The 22366-nt window shown below is 28.4% G+C and carries 22 protein-coding genes; 12 read left to right on the top strand and 10 right to left on the bottom strand.

Annotation, left to right across the window (positions count from 1 at the left end; all coding sequences use genetic code 11):
• The coding region (locus KGF52_RS06515) for a TetR/AcrR family transcriptional regulator (protein ID WP_227839534.1) at positions 1-269 on the bottom strand (269 nt) is incomplete at its 3' end.
• Between the two features lie 260 nt (positions 270-529).
• On the opposite strand from KGF52_RS06515, the gene glpK reads away from it, so the two are divergent.
• The gene (gene glpK, locus KGF52_RS06520; protein ID WP_227839535.1) at positions 530-2044 is read left to right on the top strand and encodes a glycerol kinase GlpK; all 1515 of its coding nucleotides are present in this window, start codon (positions 530-532) and stop codon (positions 2042-2044) included.
• A gap of 114 nt (positions 2045-2158) precedes the next feature.
• On the opposite strand, the gene KGF52_RS06525 is transcribed toward glpK, so the two are convergent.
• Complete coding sequence (locus KGF52_RS06525; protein ID WP_227827254.1) at positions 2159-2788, bottom strand: TrkA C-terminal domain-containing protein; 630 nt, start codon at positions 2786-2788, stop codon at positions 2159-2161.
• 587 nt (positions 2789-3375) lie between these two features.
• On the opposite strand from KGF52_RS06525, the gene KGF52_RS06530 reads away from it, so the two are divergent.
• Genes KGF52_RS06530 through KGF52_RS06545 form a run of 4 tightly spaced genes read left to right on the top strand, consistent with a single transcriptional unit; the run spans position 3376 to position 7147 of the window.
• Positions 3376-4167: a 5-oxoprolinase subunit PxpA gene (locus tag KGF52_RS06530; protein ID WP_227839536.1), complete on the top strand. Its 792-nt coding sequence runs from the start codon at positions 3376-3378 to the stop codon at positions 4165-4167.
• A gap of 28 nt (positions 4168-4195) precedes the next feature.
• Positions 4196-5416: an NRAMP family divalent metal transporter gene (locus KGF52_RS06535; protein ID WP_227839537.1), complete on the top strand. Its 1221-nt coding sequence runs from the start codon at positions 4196-4198 to the stop codon at positions 5414-5416.
• A 19-nt stretch (positions 5417-5435) separates the two neighbouring features.
• Positions 5436-6131, top strand: a complete 696-nt coding sequence (gene pxpB, locus KGF52_RS06540; protein ID WP_227827257.1) for a 5-oxoprolinase subunit PxpB — start codon at positions 5436-5438, stop codon at positions 6129-6131.
• A 29-nt stretch (positions 6132-6160) separates the two neighbouring features.
• Complete coding sequence (locus KGF52_RS06545) at positions 6161-7147, top strand: biotin-dependent carboxyltransferase family protein (protein WP_227827258.1); 987 nt, start codon at positions 6161-6163, stop codon at positions 7145-7147.
• Between the two features lie 201 nt (positions 7148-7348).
• On the opposite strand, the gene KGF52_RS06550 is transcribed toward KGF52_RS06545, so the two are convergent.
• Positions 7349-7915, bottom strand: a complete 567-nt coding sequence (locus KGF52_RS06550; RefSeq protein ID WP_227827259.1) for an XRE family transcriptional regulator — start codon at positions 7913-7915, stop codon at positions 7349-7351.
• A 340-nt stretch (positions 7916-8255) separates the two neighbouring features.
• Here KGF52_RS06550 and KGF52_RS06555 point away from each other — a divergent pair, with 340 nt between their 5' ends.
• Genes KGF52_RS06555 through KGF52_RS06565 form a run of 3 tightly spaced genes read left to right on the top strand, consistent with a single transcriptional unit; the run spans position 8256 to position 12612 of the window.
• Positions 8256-9323, top strand: coding sequence for a dipeptide epimerase (locus KGF52_RS06555; protein ID WP_227839538.1), 1068 nt, complete (start codon positions 8256-8258; stop codon positions 9321-9323).
• Positions 9324-9342: 19 nt separating this feature from the next.
• Positions 9343-10503, top strand: a complete 1161-nt coding sequence (locus tag KGF52_RS06560) for a DUF819 domain-containing protein (protein ID WP_227827261.1) — start codon at positions 9343-9345, stop codon at positions 10501-10503.
• 3 nt (positions 10504-10506) lie between these two features.
• Positions 10507-12612 carry a CocE/NonD family hydrolase gene (locus tag KGF52_RS06565; RefSeq protein ID WP_413927389.1) on the top strand — a complete coding sequence of 702 codons (2106 nt, stop codon included), beginning with the start codon at positions 10507-10509 and terminating at the stop codon, positions 12610-12612.
• A gap of 96 nt (positions 12613-12708) precedes the next feature.
• Here KGF52_RS06565 and KGF52_RS06570 read toward each other — a convergent pair whose 3' ends face one another.
• Positions 12709-13053 (bottom strand): RidA family protein, encoded by a 345-nt coding sequence (locus KGF52_RS06570; RefSeq protein ID WP_227434296.1) that lies wholly within the window; start codon positions 13051-13053, stop codon positions 12709-12711.
• Between the two features lie 301 nt (positions 13054-13354).
• Between KGF52_RS06570 and KGF52_RS06575 the strand changes: the two genes are divergently transcribed.
• Both KGF52_RS06575 and KGF52_RS06580 read left to right on the top strand, forming a co-directional pair.
• Complete coding sequence (locus KGF52_RS06575; protein ID WP_227827263.1) at positions 13355-14254, top strand: DMT family transporter; 900 nt, start codon at positions 13355-13357, stop codon at positions 14252-14254.
• 189 nt (positions 14255-14443) lie between these two features.
• Positions 14444-15730: a Gfo/Idh/MocA family protein gene (locus KGF52_RS06580; RefSeq protein WP_227839540.1), complete on the top strand. Its 1287-nt coding sequence runs from the start codon at positions 14444-14446 to the stop codon at positions 15728-15730.
• 78 nt (positions 15731-15808) lie between these two features.
• Here KGF52_RS06580 and KGF52_RS06585 read toward each other — a convergent pair whose 3' ends face one another.
• The 5 genes from KGF52_RS06585 to KGF52_RS06605 all read right to left on the bottom strand — a co-directional run bounded on the left by KGF52_RS06585 (position 15809) and on the right by KGF52_RS06605 (position 19789).
• A complete protein-coding gene (locus KGF52_RS06585) occupies positions 15809-16252 on the bottom strand; it encodes a regulatory YrvL family protein (RefSeq protein ID WP_227839541.1) in 444 nt (147 codons plus the stop codon).
• A 22-nt stretch (positions 16253-16274) separates the two neighbouring features.
• The gene (locus KGF52_RS06590) at positions 16275-17069 is read right to left on the bottom strand and encodes a M55 family metallopeptidase (RefSeq protein ID WP_227839542.1); all 795 of its coding nucleotides are present in this window, start codon (positions 17067-17069) and stop codon (positions 16275-16277) included.
• A gap of 431 nt (positions 17070-17500) precedes the next feature.
• Entirely contained in the window at positions 17501-17863 is a 363-nt protein-coding gene (locus KGF52_RS06595) for a hypothetical protein (protein WP_227827267.1), read from the bottom strand.
• 182 nt (positions 17864-18045) lie between these two features.
• A complete protein-coding gene (locus tag KGF52_RS06600) occupies positions 18046-18522 on the bottom strand; it encodes an SAM-dependent methyltransferase (RefSeq protein ID WP_227839543.1) in 477 nt (158 codons plus the stop codon).
• Positions 18523-18619: 97 nt separating this feature from the next.
• Positions 18620-19789 (bottom strand): M20 family metallopeptidase, encoded by a 1170-nt coding sequence (locus KGF52_RS06605; protein WP_227839544.1) that lies wholly within the window; start codon positions 19787-19789, stop codon positions 18620-18622.
• 167 nt (positions 19790-19956) lie between these two features.
• Between KGF52_RS06605 and KGF52_RS06610 the strand changes: the two genes are divergently transcribed.
• A complete protein-coding gene (locus KGF52_RS06610; protein ID WP_227827270.1) occupies positions 19957-20820 on the top strand; it encodes a S66 peptidase family protein in 864 nt (287 codons plus the stop codon).
• A 70-nt stretch (positions 20821-20890) separates the two neighbouring features.
• Complete coding sequence (locus tag KGF52_RS06615; protein ID WP_227434304.1) at positions 20891-21484, top strand: DUF3867 domain-containing protein; 594 nt, start codon at positions 20891-20893, stop codon at positions 21482-21484.
• A gap of 222 nt (positions 21485-21706) precedes the next feature.
• Here the strand turns inward: KGF52_RS06615 and KGF52_RS06620 are convergent, their stop codons facing one another.
• Entirely contained in the window at positions 21707-22345 is a 639-nt protein-coding gene (locus KGF52_RS06620) for an isochorismatase family cysteine hydrolase (RefSeq protein WP_227839545.1), read from the bottom strand.
• Positions 22346-22366 lie beyond the last annotated feature (21 nt).

The following is a 22366-nucleotide window of genomic DNA, read 5'->3' on the forward strand; positions in this document are numbered from 1 at the left end:
TCTGTAAAGATAATATTTAGTTTTTCAATGTAATTATCACTATTTTTATTAGAGTATTCAATTCGCCTTATCAATAAATCCCATTCTGATTTTGTAATATATTCTATTATTTCTCGTTTTGATTTGAAGTAATTATATACTGTACCTGCACTTATACCACACCTTTGAGCTATTTTTCTTATACTAATATTTGAGTAATCTTCTTCCAAAATCATATCTCGAGACACTTTTAGTATATCTTCCTTTACGTTTTCTAAAATCTTAGGCATATGACCACCTCTTCTATTAAAATTATTATGAACACTGTTTATTATAAACCTTTAAAATTTATTAATCAATATGAAAGCTATAATGTATAATATTAATATATAGATATGGTGTAAAATAAATGTCTTATTATATAAGTATTTAATCTAATTAAATTTATATTTTTTATATTTAAACAGGAATATGTACTAAAATTATGTAATATTAGATTTTTCTTTTTAATAAGTTAATAATATTATTATATGATAAGGAGAGTAAAATGATGGAAAAGAAGTATGTAATGGCACTAGACCAAGGAACAACTAGTTCAAGAGCTATATTATTTAATAAAAAAGGTGAAATAGTAAAAATTGCGCAAAAGGAATTTAAACAGATTTATCCAAAAGCTGGCTGGGTAGAACATGACCCTATGGAAATATGGGGTTCACAAAGTGGGGTAATGAGAGAGGTCATAGAAACAGCAGGTATAAGACCAGAAGAAATTGCTTCAATAGGTATAACTAATCAAAGAGAGACTACCATTGTTTGGAGTAGGTATACTGGGAAACCGATTTATAACGCAATAGTATGGCAATGTAGAAGAACATCAGAAATCTGTGATGTACTCAAAAGTAAAGGATTAGAGGAATCGATAAAGGAAAAAACGGGTCTTTTGATAGATGCATACTTTTCAGCAACAAAGATAAAGTGGATACTAGATAATGTAGAAGGTGCTAGAGAAAAAGCAGAACAAGGCGAATTATTATTTGGTACTATAGATACATGGTTAATATGGAACTTAACGCGTGGAAAAGTACATATAACAGATTATTCAAATGCATCTAGAACGATGATGTACAATATAAATAACTTAGAGTGGGATAAAGACATACTACGAGAACTAGATATACCAATAAGTATGTTACCAGTAGTAAAACCTTCTAGCTATGTCTATGGTCATACAGATGAACGTATGCTATCAGGAGCTAAAATACCTATTGCTGGATGCGCAGGAGACCAACAAGCAGCCTTGTTTGGTCAAAATTGTATTGAAGAAGGTACTGCAAAAAATACTTATGGAACAGGTTGCTTTCTACTTATGAACACAGGTAACAATATAGTTAAATCTAAACATGGTTTGCTTACAACAATTGCTTGGGGTGTTGATGGAAAAGTAACTTATGCATTAGAAGGAAGTATATTTATTGGAGGGGCATCTATCCAATGGCTTAGAGATGAACTTAAAATGATTGAATCTGCAAGCGATAGTGAAATTTATGCAAATAGAGTAGAAGATACTAATGGTGTGTATGTAGTACCTGCATTTACAGGTCTTGGTGCTCCATATTGGGATATGTATGCTAGAGGGTCAATATTGGGTATTACAAGAGGTGCAAAAAAAGAGCATATAATTAGAGCAACATTGGAATCAATTGCGTACCAAACAAAAGATGTATTAGAAGCAATGCAACACGATTCAAAATTAAAATTAAAGTCATTAAAGGTTGATGGAGGAGCAAGTAATAATAATTTCTTAATGCAATTCCAGTCAGATATACTAAATGTAGATATAGATAGACCTAAAATAGTAGAAACTACAGCTTTGGGAGCTGCTTATTTAGCAGGATTGTGTGTAGGATTCTATATTGGAAGAAATGAAATTACATCAAAATGGTCAGTCGAAAAAGAGTTTAATCCAAATATGAGTGAAGAGAAGAGAAGTAGATTATATAAAGGTTGGAAGAAAGCTGTGTCAAGAGCTTTAAGTTGGGAAAAAGAAGATGAGCAAGACCTTTAAAGGTTAGATGCATTTGAATTTAAAAGTAGGGCTTTTGTAAAGCTCTACTTTTTTATTTTTACTTTTTTATTCTCAAATTTATATTTTTGTATAGTTGTAACCAAGTAGTATAATCTATTTTTCATTTTCGTATAAAAACATTGGTATAGAATTATAAATATGCTGGTCCCCAACAACCAAAAGAATATCTCCCTCTAAAAATTCAATATATGGACCAGGAGAGATTATAAGTTCCTCACCTCTTTTAATTGCAACGATTGTAGCCCCTGTATTTTGCCAAAACTTAGTTTGTGCAGCTGTTTGGCCAATGTACTTACAATTAGAATTTATTGTGAACTGAACGGGCACTAAGGGGTTTATTATTTCGAGTCTATTAGAATAATCTATAATTTTATTTATAGTATCTAAGATTTCATTTTCTAGATTTGATTTAGTATCTATTAAATTGTAAAGTGTTGATTTATATGATGATATATTTGTAATGTCTCTATATTTTTTTATAAAAGAAGAAGCTTTGCCTGGTGATAATACAATAACACCTTTACCTTTTATGCTTTTAACAACACCAATATCTTCTAAAATTTTAACAGCTCTCCTTATAGTTTCTGGTGATACGTTGTATTTACCAGCCAAAACAGAGCGTCCAAACAATACTGAATCTTCCTGTATTTCACCTGTATATATTTTATTTGCAATATCCAAAGCTATCTTTTGGTATATTGGCATAGTATAGTTTTTTTCCATTGTTTTTCCTCCAATATAAAATTTATGTTAAAAAATATATAATCTTAATAATACTATTGTATAATTTATAAATTTATATGTCTACATTATGTACAAATATTGTCGTTTTTTTAAAATAATATTTTAACATGCATTTAGTATACATATTTTTATTTTGCTCTTCAAAGTATGTAATGAAGTATTTAAGGGAATTTAAAGACATTCTATGGAGAAAAATAAATAATTATATAGATGAAATAAACAAATGAATGAAAAAAAACACTTCTGTCTTGCATATAAAGTTATTAAAATTGAAAAATGCTTTAAAAATGAAAGTCAAAAGCTATAATTTATCTATAAATAATTAATTATTAACTAAAAAATAGGAAAAATGTTTTTTGAAAAAGAACTACAAATGAATGTCGATTTAAAATAATTGCAAAAAAATTCCTTAAATGGTAAAATTATATTAATTAAATGTATTGAAATAGTTGGAAAAATAAAAATGCATACAAGTAATAAAATATTTCATGCAATATATATAATAAACAAAATTTAAAAATTAAAACTACTTATTCTATCAAAATGTTAGCAAGGGGGGTCATAAATTGTATAAAGTAGATTTAAATAGCGATTTAGGAGAAAGTTTTGGAACATATAAGATTGGTTTAGATGAAGAAGTCTTAAAATATATTTCATCAGCTAATATAGCCTGTGGATTTCATGCAGGAGATCCTAGTCACATGGATAAAACAGTAAAACTTGCCAAAGAAAATGGAGTTAAAATAGGAGCACATCCAGGTTTTTTAGATTTAATAGGATTTGGAAGACGTGAGATAAAAATAACAAAACAAGAAGCTAAAGATTATACAAAGTATCAATTGGGAGCATTAATGGCATTTGCAAGTTCAAATGGATGTAATATACAGCATGTAAAGCCACATGGAGCTTTATATAATATGGCTGCAAAAGACAAAAATTTGGCCATGGCTATTTGTGAAGCTATATATGAAGTTAATAAAGATATTACTTTGTTAGGGCTATATAATAGTGAAATGATAAGTTCAGCTAAAGAGATTGGACTTAAGTTTGCAAATGAAGTATTTGCAGATAGAGCCTATGATAGCAACGGTTTTTTGGTTCCAAGAAATGTAGAAGGAGCCGTTATACATGATACAGAAACTGCAATAGATAGAGTTGTTAAGATGGTAAAAGAAGGAACAGTGGAAACCATAACTGGTGAAATTATACATATTAAAGCAGACTCTATATGTGTGCATGGAGACAATCCAAAAGCAATAGAGTTTGTTAAAGAAATAAGAAAACGTTTTGAATTAGAAAGTATAGAAGTTTGTCCATTAGAAAATATGGAAGTTTGTTCATCAGAGGACATATTGTAAGGTTGATAATATGAGGGGGAAATAAAATATGAGTACAAAAAATATTACTGATAACGAAAAAGGTAAAAAAGACGTTGGGGCACTTATAGGAGCCGCATTTATAATGGCAACATCAGCAATTGGGCCAGGGTTTTTAACTCAGACAGCACAGTTTACTCAAGATTTTGGGCCAAGTTTTTCATTTGTAGTATTAATTACAACTATCCTTTTTATAGGAGCTCAAGTAAATGTATGGAGAGTAATTGGTGTATCAGGGCTTAGAGGTCAAGATATAGCAAATAAAATAGTACCTGGATTGGGTTACTTTGTAGCTTTTTTAGTAGGTCTTGGTGGATTAGCTTTTAATATAGGAAATGTTGGTGGAGCTGCACTTGGTATGAATGTAATGTTTAATATGAATATGACATTAGGAACTATATTAAGTGGATTAATAGCAATATTTGTATTTATGTCAAAGAATTCAAATTCTTTAGTAGATAAGATAACTAAGTTTTTAGCATTAGGCATGATAATTATAGTTGGATATGTAGCAATATCAAATCATCCTCCTGTTGGAGAAGCAGTTTATAGAATGGTAAAACCAGAAAATCCAAAGATATTGATATTTCCAATAATAACTCTACTTGGAGGAAGTGTTGGAGGATATATAACATTTGCTGGAGGACATAGATTAATAGATGCTGGAATAACAGGTGAAGAAAATATAAAAGAAATAACTAAATCATCTCTTTTAGGGATATTAGTTGCAACTATGATGAGGGTACTTCTATTTTTAGCAATATTAGCAGTAGTTTCAAAAGGGCTTCAACTTGACCCAGAAAATCCAGCAGCTTCAGCTTTCAAGTTTAGTGCAGGAGCGATAGGATATAAATTCTTTGGGCTTGTATTATGGTCTGCTGCAATTACATCAGTTATAGGAGCTGCTTATACATCAGTTTCTTTCTTAAAGACGCTAAATCCTTTTATAGCAAAAAATGAAAAGTACTTTATAATAGCATTTATAGCTATATCAACACTTATAATGGCATTTATAGGTAAACCAGCAACTTTATTAATTTTAGCAGGTGCTTTAAATGGTTTAATACTTCCAATAACTTTAGGAATAATGCTTATAGCATCTAAGAGAAAAGATATTGTTGGTGATTATAAACATCCTACATGGCTTTTGATATTTGGATTAATAGTAGTTTTAATATCTGCTTATGCAGGAATAACTTCTCTTAGTAGTCTAAGTACTTTATTTGCTTAATTTAGAAGAGGTGACATTTATGGAAATTAGATACTTGCTATCAGGAGACAAAGCAGTAGTTGCTGAATTTGGAAATGAGATATCAGAAGATATAAATAAAAAAGTAATTTCGTTTATGAGAGCGATAGAAATATCCAATCTTAAAGGTATTGTCACAGAAATGGTGCCAACATACAGGTCACTTATGATAAGTTACAATCCCTTGAAAATAGATTTTGATAGTTTAATTGAGAGTTTAAAAAAAATAGAAAATAATTTAGAAAGTATAGAGCTACCAAAACCTAAAATACATGAAATTCCAGTATGTTATGATAAGGTATTTGGTATAGATATTGAAACTGTTGCAAGCTACAATAATCTGACTGTAGATGAAGTCATAAATATACACACAGGCAGAGAGTATTTAATATATATGTTAGGATTTACTCCTGGATTTCCATATCTAGGTGGAATGGATGAAAGAATAGCTACACCTAGATTAGAAGTACCAAGAACTAAAATTTACGGTGGAAGTGTGGGAATAGCTGGTTCTCAGACAGGCGTATATCCTATAGATAGCCCTGGTGGATGGCAAATAATTGGTAGAACACCTTTAAAACTATATGATGAAAATAGAGAAGAGCAAATTTTACTTCGAGCTGGAGATTTTATAAAGTTTGTTCCAATAACTTTAGATGAATTTATAGAAATTGAAAAAAATAATTTAAGTGTTTAAAAATAGTGATAATGCAGGGAGTGGTATATATGGGATTTAAAGTAGAATTAGGAGGTTTCCAAACATTAATACAAGACAGAGGTAGAGTTGGATATGGACAATATGGTGTATCTGGGTGTGGAGCAATGGACGAATATGCACATAGAGTAGGAAATATATTAGTTGGAAATTCTGAAGATGAAGCTTCTTTGGAGGTTCTAATGTTAGGTCCTACAATTACCTTTGATGAATATACACAAATAGCAGTAACTGGCGGAGATTTAGGAGCTAGAATAAATGGAAAAGAGATTCAAAATTGGAGGTCATATCAAATAAATCCTGGTGACATATTATCATTTAGAGGTGTAAAATCAGGAGCTAGAGCATATGTATCAATAGCTGGTGGAATAGATGTGCCGCTTGCAATGGGAAGTAAATCAACTTATACAAGAGCTAAGATTGGTGGATTTGAAGGTAGAGCACTTAAAAAAGGTGATTATATAAATACTTTTGCTCAGGAAAAAGATTTTACAATAAATAAAAAATTAAATTCAAAATATATTCCAAATTATAGTTCAGAAATAGTACTGAGAATTGTAAAAGGTCCTCAATTTGATGCTTTTTCTAAAGATGAAGTAGAAAAATTCTTATCAAATGAATACAAAGTTACAAATGAAATAGATAGAATGGGTTGTAGACTAGATGGAGAGAGTATAAAGCACCTTAATGGAGCAGATATTATCTCTGATGGTATTTCTTATGGAGCTATACAAGTACCTGGACATGGGAAACCTATTATAATGCTATCAGATAGACAGACTAGTGGTGGATATACTAAAATAGGGAATGTTATAAGTGTAGATTTATATAAGTTGGCACAAGCAAAACCAAATGATGTAGTAAAGTTTGAATTTGTAGATATATATGAAGCTCATAGATTATTGAGAGAACAAGAAGATAAGATTCAAGATATATATAAAAGTATGAAAAATATAAGAGTTGTTAAAGCCAAAGTATTAAATGATATAGCGGTTTAATTTAAATTTAATTAATATTAATTTTTGTTACAATTTAAAATACAATTTAGAAATAGCTATTTACTATTTGCCATTATTAAAATGGTTTGAATTAGTCAAATAGCTATTTTTGTTTGAGTAGATACATTAATTTTAAAAGAGCTTACGTTTTGGTTTTATGTATTAAACATTTTAAGTATTAAACAATTGTATTATAGATATTTACTTGGACTTTATCGGCCAAATGGGAGGTGATATAACACCATATCCACGAGCTATTGTATCTTTACTTGGATTGATGATTTTATGAGGTACATTGGCTTTTATAAATGTTGAGTCTCCTGGATTTAATCTTACTATCTTTTCACCCATACAAATATCAACCACACCACTTGTTACTACCATGATTTCCTCTGATGCATGATAGATACAATCTTTAGCATCTTCACTTTCTGGATTAAGTTCAAATTCTACAAGTAAAATTGAAGGTGCAAAATCAGCTGTTGGCATTGGAGATACTATCTCATAAAACATTTCACTTTTTGGAAACTTCATCATAACTCTATCTTCTTTTCTGATGACTAAATCATCAGTATTATTATCATCCATAAACATATATAAAGGAGTATCTAAAACTTCAGCGATTTTTCTTAATGAAGACAAGGATGGTTCGATAGCATCTCTTTCGATTTGAGATATATAACTTATAGATAAGTCTGTCAATTTGGAAACATCACTTAGTGTTTTTTTCTTGTTTTTTCTTATATTTCTCATCTTTTCCCCTAGCATAAGAACCTCCAAATAATAAAATTTATACAAAATATTCGATTAAAACAAAGTAATTATAGCATAACATAGAAGTAGTAGCAAGAAAGATGTATTGAAGATTTTAAGAATTAGCAATTAGTGAGATGCAAATAAAATCTTATAAAAATAAATTATTGATGAATTAATATAATGCAGAAGAATTTAATATATGATTATTAATTTAAAGGGTGTTATTGTAGAATATTTTAGAAAAAAGTAAATTTTCAGTAAATTATATTGACAGAAGTATTGAAGTAATAATATAATTTAAAGTATAAAAGTAAAAAAATTAAATTATTACTTCAAAAATAAGGAGGTTAACATGAAAATAACAGATATTAAATTTGAGAAATTAAGAATCAAATTAAGAAAGCCTGTTGTAGTTTCGTTTGGAACAATTGAATATGGAGAGAGCATAATCTTAAAAATTGAGACTGATGAAGGTTACTATGGATTTGGAGAAGCTGCTCCTCTTGCAGCAGTTACAGGTGAAGTTTTAGATACTGTACTTTCTATATTAATTATGTTTAAGAAGGAACTTATAGGTAAAGACCCATTAGATATTGAAACTATACATACAATTATGGATGGAATCATAATAGGTAATACTTCTGCTAAAGCAGCAATTGATATAGCTTTGTATGACCTTAAAGGTAAAATTATGAATGTACCTCTTTATAAGGTTCTTGGAGGATATGATAACAAAGTTCAAACAGATGTAACTATAGGTATAGATAAACCAGAGAAAATGGCAGAAGAAGCACTGGGAAGAGTTAGAGAAGGTTTTAGAATATTGAAGCTTAAAGCTGGAATAAGACCTGAAGAAGATATTGAAGCCGTAAAATTAATTAGAGAAGCTGTTGGAGATAATATAAGAATTAGAATAGATGCAAATCAAGGTTGGAATGTAAATAGTAGTATAAATACTATCAAAAAACTAGAAGAATTTGGTGTTGATGCGATTGAACAAGCACTTCCACATTGGGATTTAGATGGAACTTCCTACATAAGAAATAAGAGTAATACCAAGATTATGATAGATGAGTCATTGCATTCACCAATAGATGCAATTAAAGCTATAAAGAAAAATGCAGTTGATACATTTAATATCAAGTTAATGAAATCTGGCGGAATTTATCCTGCAATAAAAATCAACAATATAGCTGAAGCAAGTGGGGTTAATTGTATGTTAGGATGTATGCTTGAAACAAGGATTGGTATAACAGCAGCAGCAAATTTAATAGCATCTAAGAAGAATATAACAGAAGCTGACCTTGATAGTTTTATGTTTTGTGAAGAATTAGAAAGTATATCTGGAGGATTTGAAATGGATGGAGATATTATGAATCTTGTCAATAAACCAGGTTTAGGAATAGAAGTGAACTTATGATGAAATTAGGGGGGTAAATATGAATACACTTTTTTCAAGTACAGGCAGTATACTTGCAATAATGACAGCTATGATTGCATTTGGACTTTACTTACAAAAATATAAAGTAACTAAAAGTTTAGGGCCAGCACTTACAATAATCATAATGGGAATAATACTTTCAAATTTAAAAGTAGTTCCAGTAAGTACAGAATTATATGGAACTATTTCTACATATGCTATACCAGTTTCCATGACTATAATGTTGATGAGTGTTGACTTAAAAGAAATGACAAAACTATCAAGAGAGCCTTTAATAGCAATTTTTGTGGCAGTATTGACAGTAAGTATAATGGCGTTTTTATTTGGATTGGTATTTGCAGGCGAAATATCAGAAGGATGGAAAGTCGCAGGGATGTTTGTAGGTACATATACTGGAGGAAGCGCTAATCTTACAGCTATTGGAACTGGTCTTAATGTAAGTAGGCAGACTCTAGCAGCAGCAAATGCAGCAGATTATGTAATTGGAGTTCCAACATTAATATTTATGTTTGCACTTCCAGCAGTATTAAAAAATTCAAAGAAATTTCAAAAGCTTTGGCCATATCATGTAGAAGAATCGGAATTAGAAGATTGCCAGAACGAAGAATTTATGCAATCAAAAGAGTGGAGTATAAAAGATATTGCTTGGATGTTGGCTATAGGTTTTGTTGTTACAGAGATTGCAACAATACTTTCAGGATATTTTAGTTCAAGTTTTAGTAGTGCAGCAAGAATTCTTTTAGTTACAACAATTTCGATTATAATTGCTCAGTTAAAACCAGTAAAAAAATTAAAGGGTAATTTAGATTTAGGATTATTTGTTGCATTATTCTTTTTATGTACAATAGGATTTTCAGTAGATATAAAAGAGTTTTTAGGTTCAACTTTTACTATAACGTTTTACTGCTTTAGCATAATATTTGCTTCATTTGCCTTCCATCTATTTGTAACTAGAATGTTAAAGATAAAGTACCAATATGTAATACTTTCTATAGTAGGAGCAATTGCTGATGGTCCAACATCAGCTTTAGTAGCTGCTTCAGCAAAATGGAATTCGCTTGTAAGTGTAGCTGTAGTTATGGGGGTAATTGGTGGAGTATTAGGAAATTATGCAGGCATATCGGTGGCATATGCAATAAAAATGTTTCTTGGTCTATAGGAGGTGACTTTATTGAGAAAGTTTAAGTTATATATATCTGGTTTATATAGTGGTAATGTAGTATTTGACGAAGTTTTACTTATTGAAAAGCTGAATCCTTTTACAAATGAAATAGAAGAAATAAAACCTATGAGTAAAGAGGAAGGCACATATTATTTAAATCTTACAAAAATAGATTTGAAATTTTTATTTGAAAATTTCAATGTTTATAGCAATAGTTTAATAAACACAGACAAAAGTATAGTTGTAAATGAGTTAGGAGAAACATATTCTAAGTTTAATGACTATATCTGGGTTCAAAGAAATAAAAAATTTCCTTTAGATGTAATTGTTTTGGATAATAAAGTAGTTGGATTTATATGTTTGTCTAGGGAAACTTGTACTATATTAATTATGGATGGATATGAGGATTATACGATATTAAAAGAGTGGAAAAAAACACATGAAAATGAAGAGATATATCCTATAAAATTTGATGGAAATTACATGATTGATATGAAAGATGAAATAAAACTTTCTACAGATGTATATCTTCCTAAGTTTGAAGACTCTACTAAAAAAGTACCCACAATTCTTATGAGAACTCCATATGGAAAAGAAAGTGATAAAGAAATATATTATAAGTATGTACAAAGGGGATATGCTGTTGTCATACAAGATGTCAGGGGAAGAAATGAATCAGAAGGTAAGTGGGAGCCTATGATATATGAAAGAGAAGATGGAGATAGTACTATAAATTGGATAGTAGCACAAGAATGGTCAAATGAAGTTGTTGGAATGCTGGGAGCATCATACCTTGGTTATGTTCAATGGGCAGCTGCATCTTCAGGAAACAAACACCTAAAAGCTTTAATTAGTATAGTTACAGCAGGTAGCCCTTTCATTGATATACCAAGAAAAGGTGGAGCTTTTGTATCTGGAATGCTTGCATGGGCATTTATGGTATCAAGAAATAAAGTTGATAGAAGTAAAATGATAAGAGATGACTGGGATGATGTTTTAAATATAAGACCGATACAAAATATACCTATTGAAGCACTTGGATATAGAATAGAATTTTTAGAAGAGTGGATAAAAAGAGTAGAAAAGGATGAATATTGGGATAGGATGGATTGGCATCTAAAAAAAGATAAAATAAATGTGCCTGCATTAGTCATATCTGGATGGTATGATGATAACGGTATGGGTACTACAGAAGCTTTGGATGTAATAAAAAATTATGAAAGAGGAAAGAGAAAGGCTATATTAGGTCCCTGGATGCATAATTCAAACACTATAAGGGATATAAATGATATTCCTTTTGGAGATAATTCATTGAGGTATGATGTAGACTATAACTATCTATTATGGTTTGATAAATACTTAAAAGGAATAGAAAATGATATAGATAAGACTGCTCCAATAGAGTATTATTCAGTAGGTTCGAATGAATGGAAGATGGCAGAAAATTGGCCAATAGAAAATAAAATAGATAAAAGTATCTATTTAATAAGTGGTGGAAATGCTAATACATCTTTAGGGGATGGAAAACTATCTTTTGAAGAATGTTCAAAATATAGTTATGATAGCTACATATATAATCCAAAAGACCCTTCAATACAGTTGATTGATATGTCAGAAAATGAAGTGGGAGTTCCAAATAATTATAAAGATTTGGAGAAAAGAAGTGATATGTTGTGTTATACATCAGATGCTTTTAGTGAAGAATTTACTATAACAGGTGATATAAAGTTGGAATTCTTTGCATCAAGTTCTGCAAGAGATACTGATTGGGTTATAAAAATTATGGATGTGGATTCAGATGGAAACTCAATTAAATTAGCTGATGGTATACTAAGTGCTAGATTCAGAAATAGTTTTTATAAGTCAGAATTTATGGAAGAAGGAGAAATTTATAAGTTCACAATAACAACTTCAAAAATATCAAATACATTTAAAATTGGACATCGAATTAGGTTAGATATAACATCTAGTGCAAAAAACTTTATATTCCCAAATAGTAACACTAAAGATGGTTATAACAGTATTGAGTATACAAAAGCAAAAAATACAATTTATCATGGAGGTAAATACCCATCTAGATTGATATTGCCAATAGAAAATAATTAAATTAATAAATTAAATAATAAGGAGATATAGTATAAATCAATACTATATCTCTTTATAGGTTAAAGTGATTATATTTACTTATTAAAGTTAAAGAAATTATTTTGTAGCTGCAACAACGCTCATTTCAACTAATAAGTGCTCTCTAGCAAGTCTAGCTTCAACACAAGCTCTAGCAGGTTCAAATCCTTTTTCAACCCAAGCATCCCATACAGAGTTCATAGCTTCAAAGTCTTTCATATCTCTTAAATAAATAGTAACAGATAGTAAATGTTGTTTGTCTGAACCGTATTTGTTTAATAAATCTTCTATTTTATTTAAAACTTCAGTAGTTTGCTCAACTACTCCTCCTTCAGCATGAGTTTGTCCACATAAATAAACTGTATTGTTGTGAACTACAGCTCTACTCATTCTTCCAGTTCCTTCATATCTTTTTATTTCCATATTTTAAATACCTCCATAATTAAAAAATCCACTAAAAATCTAAATAATAAATTAAAAAAAGTCTATACTATATAGAATTATATTATATATTTGGAGAATAATCTATAAAAAGATATAACTTTTTACTTATAATTATTATTGTTATTAATTGAAAAGATTTATTAGTTACTTGACATAATTTATACTTTTAATTATAGTATAAATTGGAATATTTAGATAATTATTATTTCAATTTATAAATTTTAGTTTTTAAGTGGTTTTTAAATATAGGTTTATGTATTTGTATAGAAAAGAGGTAAATATGAGTAGTACAATCAAATCAAATCGAATAAAAGGTATAATGTTTATAATGGCATCAGCTCTTGGTTTTGCAATGATGTCTGCATTTGTAAAACTGGCAGGCGATTTGCCAAGTTTTCAAAAAGTATTTTTTAGAAACTTGGTATCGGCTATAATAGCGTTTTGGCTTATTATAAAACATAAAGGAAGTTTAACAGGTAAAAAAGAAAATATGAAGGTTCTTTTATATAGGTCAATCTTTGGAACTTTAGGAGTTATATTTAATTATTATGCAATTGATAAGTTGATGCTTTCAGATGCTAATATGCTAAATAAAATGAGTCCTTTTCTCGTAGTTATATTTTGTGCAATTATTCTAAAAGAAAAAATAAACATAAAACAGATAGGGGCAATTATAATTGCATTTATAGGAGCTTTATTTATAATAAAACCAACATTTAGTGTTGAAGTAATTCCATATCTAGGAGGAGTCGCAGGAGCTGTATTTGCAGCAATGGCATATACTTGTTTAAGAATTCTTGGAGATAGAGAAGATTATTATACAATTGTGTTTTTCTTTTCAGTTTTTTCATTAGTTACTGTAGGACCAATAGCTTTTGCAGTGTATGAACCAATGACTCTTATGCAACTTGTGTATTTGTTATTGGGTGGAGTATTTGCAAGTTTAGGTCAATTTGGTATAACTTTAGCATATAAGTATGCGCCAGCCAAAGAAATTTCTATATTTGACTATAGTAATATAATATTTTCAGCAATCTTGAGTATATTCTTGTTTAATGTTTATCCAGATACACTAAGTATTGTGGGATATGTAATAGTATTTTCAGCAGCATTTTATATGTTTTTATACAATAAAAAATTAGACAAATTGGATAAAGAAATTGACAAGCAAAATAAATGAACAAATAGTATCAAAGTTTATATTAAAAATAAATAATATTAAGCTAAAAAGGTATAGCATATTAAGTCAAAACAGCAGTTAAAAGTAAAAAACTATAACTGCTGTTTCTTTTATCAAAAATATCCAAATATATATAAAAATAGAATATAATAAAGTAGTAGAAATAATATAAAGGGGATAATTTAAAGTATGGAAAAAGTAAAAGTTGCTGTGATTGGAGCAGGTAATAGAGGTACATATGCGTATGCTCCATATGTTTATGAAAATTCTGATATATGTGAGATAGTTGCTGTAGCAGAACCTAAAGAAGGAAGACGTGAATTGTTTGCACAAAAGTATAACTTAAATAGCAAAAATGTATTTGAAAGTCTAGAAGAATTCTTTAAACAGGATAAAATGGCAGATGCAGTCATAATAGCTACAAATGATGATAGACATTATGACGTAGCAAGTTTAGCTCTTCAAAAGGGTTATCATATATTATTGGAAAAACCAATGTCTAATAGTTTAGATGGATTAGTACATATAAATGACCTGTGTGATAAATATAAAGATAAGATTTTTATGATTTGTCATGTACTTAGATACTCTCCATTTTACAATAAATTAAGAGAAATTGTAGAAAGCAAAAAATTAGGAGAGTTAGTTAGTATACAATATAATGAGAATATAGGATATTGGCATTTTGCTCATAGTTTTACTAGAGGAAATTGGAGAAATAGTAATGAGACAAGCCCTTTGATTTTGGCGAAGAGTTGTCATGATATGGATATTCTATTATATTTGGTAGGTAGTAGATGTAAAAAAATCTCTGCATTTGGAAGTTTAAAGCATCTTAATAATGAAAATGCTGGGGGAGAAATGGCACAGAATTGCCTTCAATGTTTAGTAGAAAAGAAATGTCCATATTCTGCAAAACAAATTTACCTAGAAAATGACAGAAATATAAATAGAGCTGTACATATAAATCCTACAAAAGAGAATCTTTTAAAGATACTTGAAACAAGCCCATATGGAAGATGTGTTTACAGATGTGATAATAATGTTGTAGATAACATGGTAAATATATTACAATTTGAAAATGGAGTAACAGCTACTTTTAATCTATGTGCATTTACTAAAGAAAATGGAAGAACTATAAAGATGATGTTTAGTCATGGAGAAGTTGGTGGAGATTTAAATAAAAATGAGATAAGAATTAAAGAATTTGGAAAAAATGAAGAAGTAGTTATAAATCCATCAAATAAGAAAAATATGGTAGAAGAATATGATAGAAATCTCATAGCTGAGTTCATTAAATTAGTTTCAAGTAAAAACTTAGAAAAAGGAAAAGTATCAGCAAAAGATGCTATAGAAAGTCATATAATGGCATTTGCAGCAGAGTATTCAAGAGTGAGTGATGAAGTGGTGCATATAGATAAATTTTTCGATGATGCTATAAAGATGACTAAAGAAATAGAAGAAACTATATTTTAAATATAAAAGATTACACAAATAAAGATAGATTAGATAATAGGAATATATAAATCTTCTATTAAGTAATCTATCTTTTTATTAAGATTTTTTCTTATCTTTATCAAAAAAATCCATGCATTCAGATAAGAGATAAGAAAGTAAGGCAAATAAAATTTCTGTACTTAAAGGAATCGTTATTGAACCCATAAATGTATCAATTATGTTCATAGCTAAAAAAGTTAGTATAAAATCAATTATAAATTCGCAAAATTTGTAAATTGAATACGGCAATTTGTTTACGTATCTAAATATATCTAAAATGGTAGTGCATAGAAAATCAATTGGCATAGTTATACAAAAATATATCAAAAAGAAAATTAGTACAGACCCAAGAGATTTATATTCAAAACCTAAGAATGATAAGAAGCCAATTCCTATAACAGTGAAAATACAAAAAGTTATACCAAAAAAAACAGCAAAAAATAAAAATACAGAAATAAATTCGCCTAAAGGAATCCTTCTTTTATTACTTATCTCAATCAACTCCTTATGTATAACATGAAATTTATATAAATAACAACATTCTTAAAAATTCATAATAATCTTCTGTTTCAAATAGTATTGTTTGAGAATCTATTTTCTTCATATTTGGGTAGAAAGAAGCTTTAAAAGCCTTGTAATGTTCTCTAAACTTTATTTCAATTTTAAACTTGTTTGGTAATTTTATTAAATGTCTAGATAAATCTCCAGATAAAGATTCTCTAACACCTTCTTCTATTTTTTTTAGTGCAAGATTTGGATGAATTGAAATTGAGCCATTTCCAATTCCTTTTGAAACAGGAACAGTGATTATATTTGGGTTTAGTTTTTTTGCACTTTCACAAAGCATTTCATCTCCACTTAAAAATGCCACAGGAACATTATAGTATGCAGCAGCATAAGCATTTATAGTAAATTCAGATGCTATCTCATCATTTATTTTAAAGTAGTCATAGTCAATATCCATAGTATGAGAAAGTGGATTACCATTACAAGTAGCTCCAGAATGATAACCAGTAAATACACATGCATCAAAACTTTCATCAATCCCAGCCATCATAACTAGTGGGTCTTTAGTCCATCCTCTAAGTATTTTGACATTTTCAGGCAAAATATCTGGATTAATATTTCTGCCACTATCATGTGCATCTTTAACAAGTATTTCATGCATACCAGACTGAGTAGCTCCATTACATGCAGAAGCTATTTCTTTGCTCATTTGTGTTCTATAGTGCTCTGAAAATTCGCATTCAAGCTTTGTTTCATCCCAATTTACAATGCCACAAGTACCTTCTATATCGGCACTTAAATATAACTTCATAATATAATCCCCCTTAAATTTATTATTAATGATAACAATAGATAACAGTAAATATACAATTAATAAAAGGCAGAAAAATATTATGTCTCATTATTAATTATTATTAAATCTGTAACTGAAAAATAACTGATATTAAAAATATAACGCTATTAGTATCTATTAGACCAGTTTCGCTATATACAATATTTATATAAGATTGTAACATAGAAGTAGTTACATTTACTAGTTTAACATACTTAAAACATTGATAGATATTATTTTTAAGTTTGTTTAATGATTGTAGCGTTTTAACATTAGTAGAAAGAGTTGAGTTATAGAATTATTCTATAGAATTAGTAAAAAGAAGATATTTAGGGGGTTATAATAAACTAATAATATATACTCAAGTATATCTTGTAGTTATCAAATAACCCTTAATAAAATATTTTGTTCTAATTATATTTTTTGTTTTTTATAAAAAATACAATGATTATTGCTAAAATAGGATTTATTGAAAATCCTACTAATGTCCAAAAACTACTGTTGAGATTTTTATTTGTAGAAACTTTATTGCATGCAATTAAAACTATTATATAAATGATACAATTTACTATTCTAAATATATGTGATGTAAAACTTTGGGCAAGTGCAAATAAAGTAAATGCATAGAATAAGCCCATAAAAGCAAAGAAAATATAGTTTAAGTTCTTAAATTTTGGCAAATGCTTTTTACTATCATTAATTGACATAATAACGCCAAGAACCATAGCTATCCATCCAAATAAATTTGCTGCTTGTAGACTAAATATTGTCATGAGTATTCTCCTTTATAATTATTTACATTAAGTATACAAGATAATTTGCCAATATGAAAGTGGATAAAAGCAATTATATAATTCAAGAAAATTAAATACAACGAATACTTTATAGAATTAAAATATAATAAAGTAGAGTATTAAATTAAAATCTCTTAATTTAATACTCTACTTTAAATAAACTAAAATTCAAATTCATTTTCCCAATCAAATTCTTCTGATTTTTCTACACATTTAGGCCAATGATTACACCATTCAGGAACTGATGGATTTTCAATTCTATCAATACTTGGAGTATATGGTTTTAAGTCGATAACAGGGCTATTATCATTAGCATCAATATATGGAATTTTTATTGTACCATGCTCATGGTCGATGCTAATAATTTGTACAGTAGTTAATGCTATTGGATTAGGTCTAATAGGTGACCTTGTTGCAAATATTCCCATAACATCAGGTGCTTTTTTATAAGGTTTTGGAGTTTCTAAGATACTTCTTGCTTCAACGTTATCAAATCCATCAAACCACCAGATTACATTTAAATGACTAAATTCATCAAGCTCTTTTAATGCAGGTATATACTTTTTATCCAATTCGATAGAAATTTCTTCACCTTGAACACGTATTTTTCCTATAGGATTTACTAAAATTTGTTTCATAATATTACCTCCAATTATTTGGTTTGTCATTTGTAATTTTAGAGTAAACCCTAACACCATGTGAGAGTCAATATAAAAAGGAGACAGAAGTATATGATTAAAAGGATAATACATTTTTAGCATGAAGCATAACGCCAGTGATAAGACAATCTTCATCAATATCAAAGGTAGCTGTATGAAGAGGAGAATTAATATTTTTTTCCTGATTTGCACAACCAAGGTGATAAAAAGCACCTTCACAATACTTCAAAAAATATGAAAAATCTTCAGCACCAAGAGTAGGTGTATCTTTAATCAAAATATTTTCTTTTCCAAATAATTCTACTGCATTTTGTTTAACATAATCCACAAGAGAATTTGAATTTATAAGGGCAGGATAACCTTCTTCAATTTCAACATCAATCTTTCCTCCAAATGTTTTGCAAGTAAAATAACAAACTTCTTTGATTCGTTTTTTTGAAAAGTCCCTGGTTTCTTGGGTTAAAGTTCTTAAGGTTCCTTTTATAATAACTTTATCACAAACTATATTTTCTTTAATTCCGCCTTCAATTTTTCCTAAAGAAATAACTACAGAATCAGTAGGGTTTGTATTTCGGCTAACAATTGTTTGCAAAGCAGTTATGATATGAGCAGAGATAACTATAGCATCAACACCTTGATGTGGATAAGCTCCATGACATTTTGAGCCATATACAGTTATACAAAGTGTATCTGTTGATGCATTTAAAGTATTGTATTTTAGTTCAATTAAACTTTTATCAATATTGGGATTTACATGAAGACCAAATATATAATTTACATCTGGATTTTTCATACATCCATCTTCTATCATAAGTTTGGCACCACCAATAGTTTCTTCAGCAGGTTGGAAAAAAAACTTTACATTTACATTTAAATAATACTTTAATTTAAATAGTATATTACAAGTACCGAGTAAAATAGCAGTATGTGCATCATGGCCACATGCGTGCATTTTACCTAGATTAATGGATTTATAAGGTGGATTGAGTTCTTCTGTTATAGGTAAAGCATCTATATCAGCTCTTATAGCAACTGTCTCAAAGTTTGGATTTACATTTATATATGCAGTTATTCCTGTGTGATTTTCATATTCAATATAATTTATACCTATTTCATCCAAATACTTAATAATTTTTTTCTTAGTTTGAAATTCTTCTAATCCAAGTTCTGGAGTTTTGTGTAAATCTCTTCTAATATCTATAACCCAATCATTTATATCATGGCAAAGAGCTTTAATATTAATCATAAAACACATCCTAACTATATTAAAAATTTATTTTTCTTCATTATTATAATTATATTATTCTATATAAATAATTATTCTGTATCAAGTATAAATAAAATGTCTTATAATTATAGTAGAGAGGTTTAGCATAAATTAGAATATATCATTTTAGAATAAGAGGTGTTTAGATGTTAGGAGTAATTGCGCCTTCTGGACCATTGAGAAATACAAGTCTAGAAGAAATAAAATTTAACTTAGAGAAGTATGGTTATGAAGTTAAATTTTCTGAAAGTTGTGGACTAAATTATAAAGGTTATTTAGCTGGGAATGATGATATTAGAGTAAGAGATATAGAAGAGATGTTCCTAGATGAAGAAGTAGATATGATTATGTGTTTAAGAGGAGGTTATGGAACAACAAGAATACTAGATAAAATAAATTATGAAATAATAAAACAAAATCCTAAACCATTTATAGGTTTTTCTGATATAACAGGTTTAAATCTAGCTTTTTATAAAAATTGTGGTCTTTTACCATATCATGGAATAATGGCAGCAGATGTAGCAAAATGGGATGAATTTACTTATAAATCTCTAGTAGATGCTTTAGAATTTAAAGATGAACTATATTTAGAAAATCCAAAAGAAGAAAAGATTTATACTGTATGTGAAGGCAAAGCAGAGGGAATAATAATGGGAGGAAACTTATCTCTAATAATTTCTACAATAGGAACTAAATATGAAATAGATGCAAAGGATAAAATTTTATTTATTGAAGAAATTGGAGAATGTCAATATAAATTAGACAGGATGTTAACTCAATTGTATTCTTTAGGAAAACTGGATGAATGTAATGGTATAATTTTTGGAGATTTTAAAAACTGTATCAAAGAAGATGATTTAATAGAACTATTGGAAGAATTTGCACAGAAGGTTAATAAGCCAGCTATATATAATCTACAATCTGGGCACTGTATACCAATGATAACTATTCCTTTAGGAAGAATGTGTGAATTAGATGCAACAGAAAAAATGGTTAAATTAAAAAAATAGTGTGTATATAAATATATTAGAAGTATGGTATAATCTTATACAAGTAAAAATTTAGCTAGGAGGATAAAAAATGTCTGATGATAGAATAATTGACTTTAACGAATTAAAAAACAAAGTTAAAGATTCTGATGTAGATAAATTTGAGCAATACATATATAACTTATATTTTTCTGTTATGGATGGAAAGATGTCGATGGCTGAATTTTCAAGAAAAATATTTGATTATATGAAAGATAATGACATATCTCAAGAAAAGTTTATGAAAATACAAAAACAGTTCATGGAAAGATATGGTATGGACACTGAAGAAGTAGAAAAACAACTTAGAAACTTTGGAATCGACCCTTCTACAGCAGGTTTTATGAGTAATAATACTTCCAGCAAAGTATCTACAGAAGATTTAGAATCGTTTAAAAAGAGTGCAGGATTTTATGAGAAATATGGTGAGAAAATTCAACCGAAGAGTTGTATAACAACATTCATAAAAAATGATTTAAATGATATTAATGTAATAATAGATCAAGAAAAAATAATGCTTTGTAGTGATAAAAAAATAAATCTTATGGACTCAGAATTAAATGAGTTTTTATTAGAATATAAGAATATGTTTAATAAAAAGATAAAAGTAGTTATGTGTGAAACTACAAATAAATACGATTATTAAAAAATAAATTTAACTATTGAAGCAGTATAGTTGATTAGTATTATGTAAAAAATAGAAATCGCAATTTAATTTCTCTTACAGAAGATGTGTAGAAGAATATTTAAATTGCGATTTTTATATTTACATACTTTAGTTATGTTAAATTAATTGTATTAAGTAATATTTGTATAGAATAATCTTATTATCAAAACTGTATCTCTATACAAATATATAAAGTATTTATTATAAACGAATTTCTTTTAATACATTAACTCCATTTTGAAGCATACTATTAAAAAATACTAGGTTTAAAATCTCCGCAGGATGAACATTGGGAATGTCATAAGTGTCTACTAAATTCATAGGAACAACTATATTTTTTTTCATATCATATTGATTAAAATAAGATTTTAGTGTTATTGCAAATTGATATATACATATATCTGTGCAATCACCAACTATAATTATATTATCTATACCATCAAAGTTCAGATTTTCTAGTGCGAAAAATCCGTTAGTAGAGTTTTTAGGTAGAACTTGTAGATTTTCTATAGATTTAAGTTCATCAACCAATTCACTTTCCACATCATTTTCTAAACAGTGAACTGGATAACTTAAAAGTTCTATAGATTTGGGGGTATGACAATCAGTAAATGCAATTACTTTATTTAGTTTATTTGATATTTCTTTTGTGAAAATTTCAATTGGCTTTATCAAAGATTCTACTCTAGGGGAGTATAAGGCACCTTGTTTTGCAAAACCATTATTTACATCAATTATAAATAAAGCTGTCTTACACAAATCGTAATTTTCTATTTTTTCTATTGGTAAATTATCTAAATTACTTTTTAAAGCTTCAAATTCATTTAATAAGTTATCCATAAGTATACCTCCAAGCTAAAT

The sequence above is a fragment of the Clostridioides sp. ZZV15-6597 genome (assembly GCF_020657815.1).
Taxonomy (GTDB): domain Bacteria; phylum Bacillota; class Clostridia; order Peptostreptococcales; family Peptostreptococcaceae; genus Clostridioides.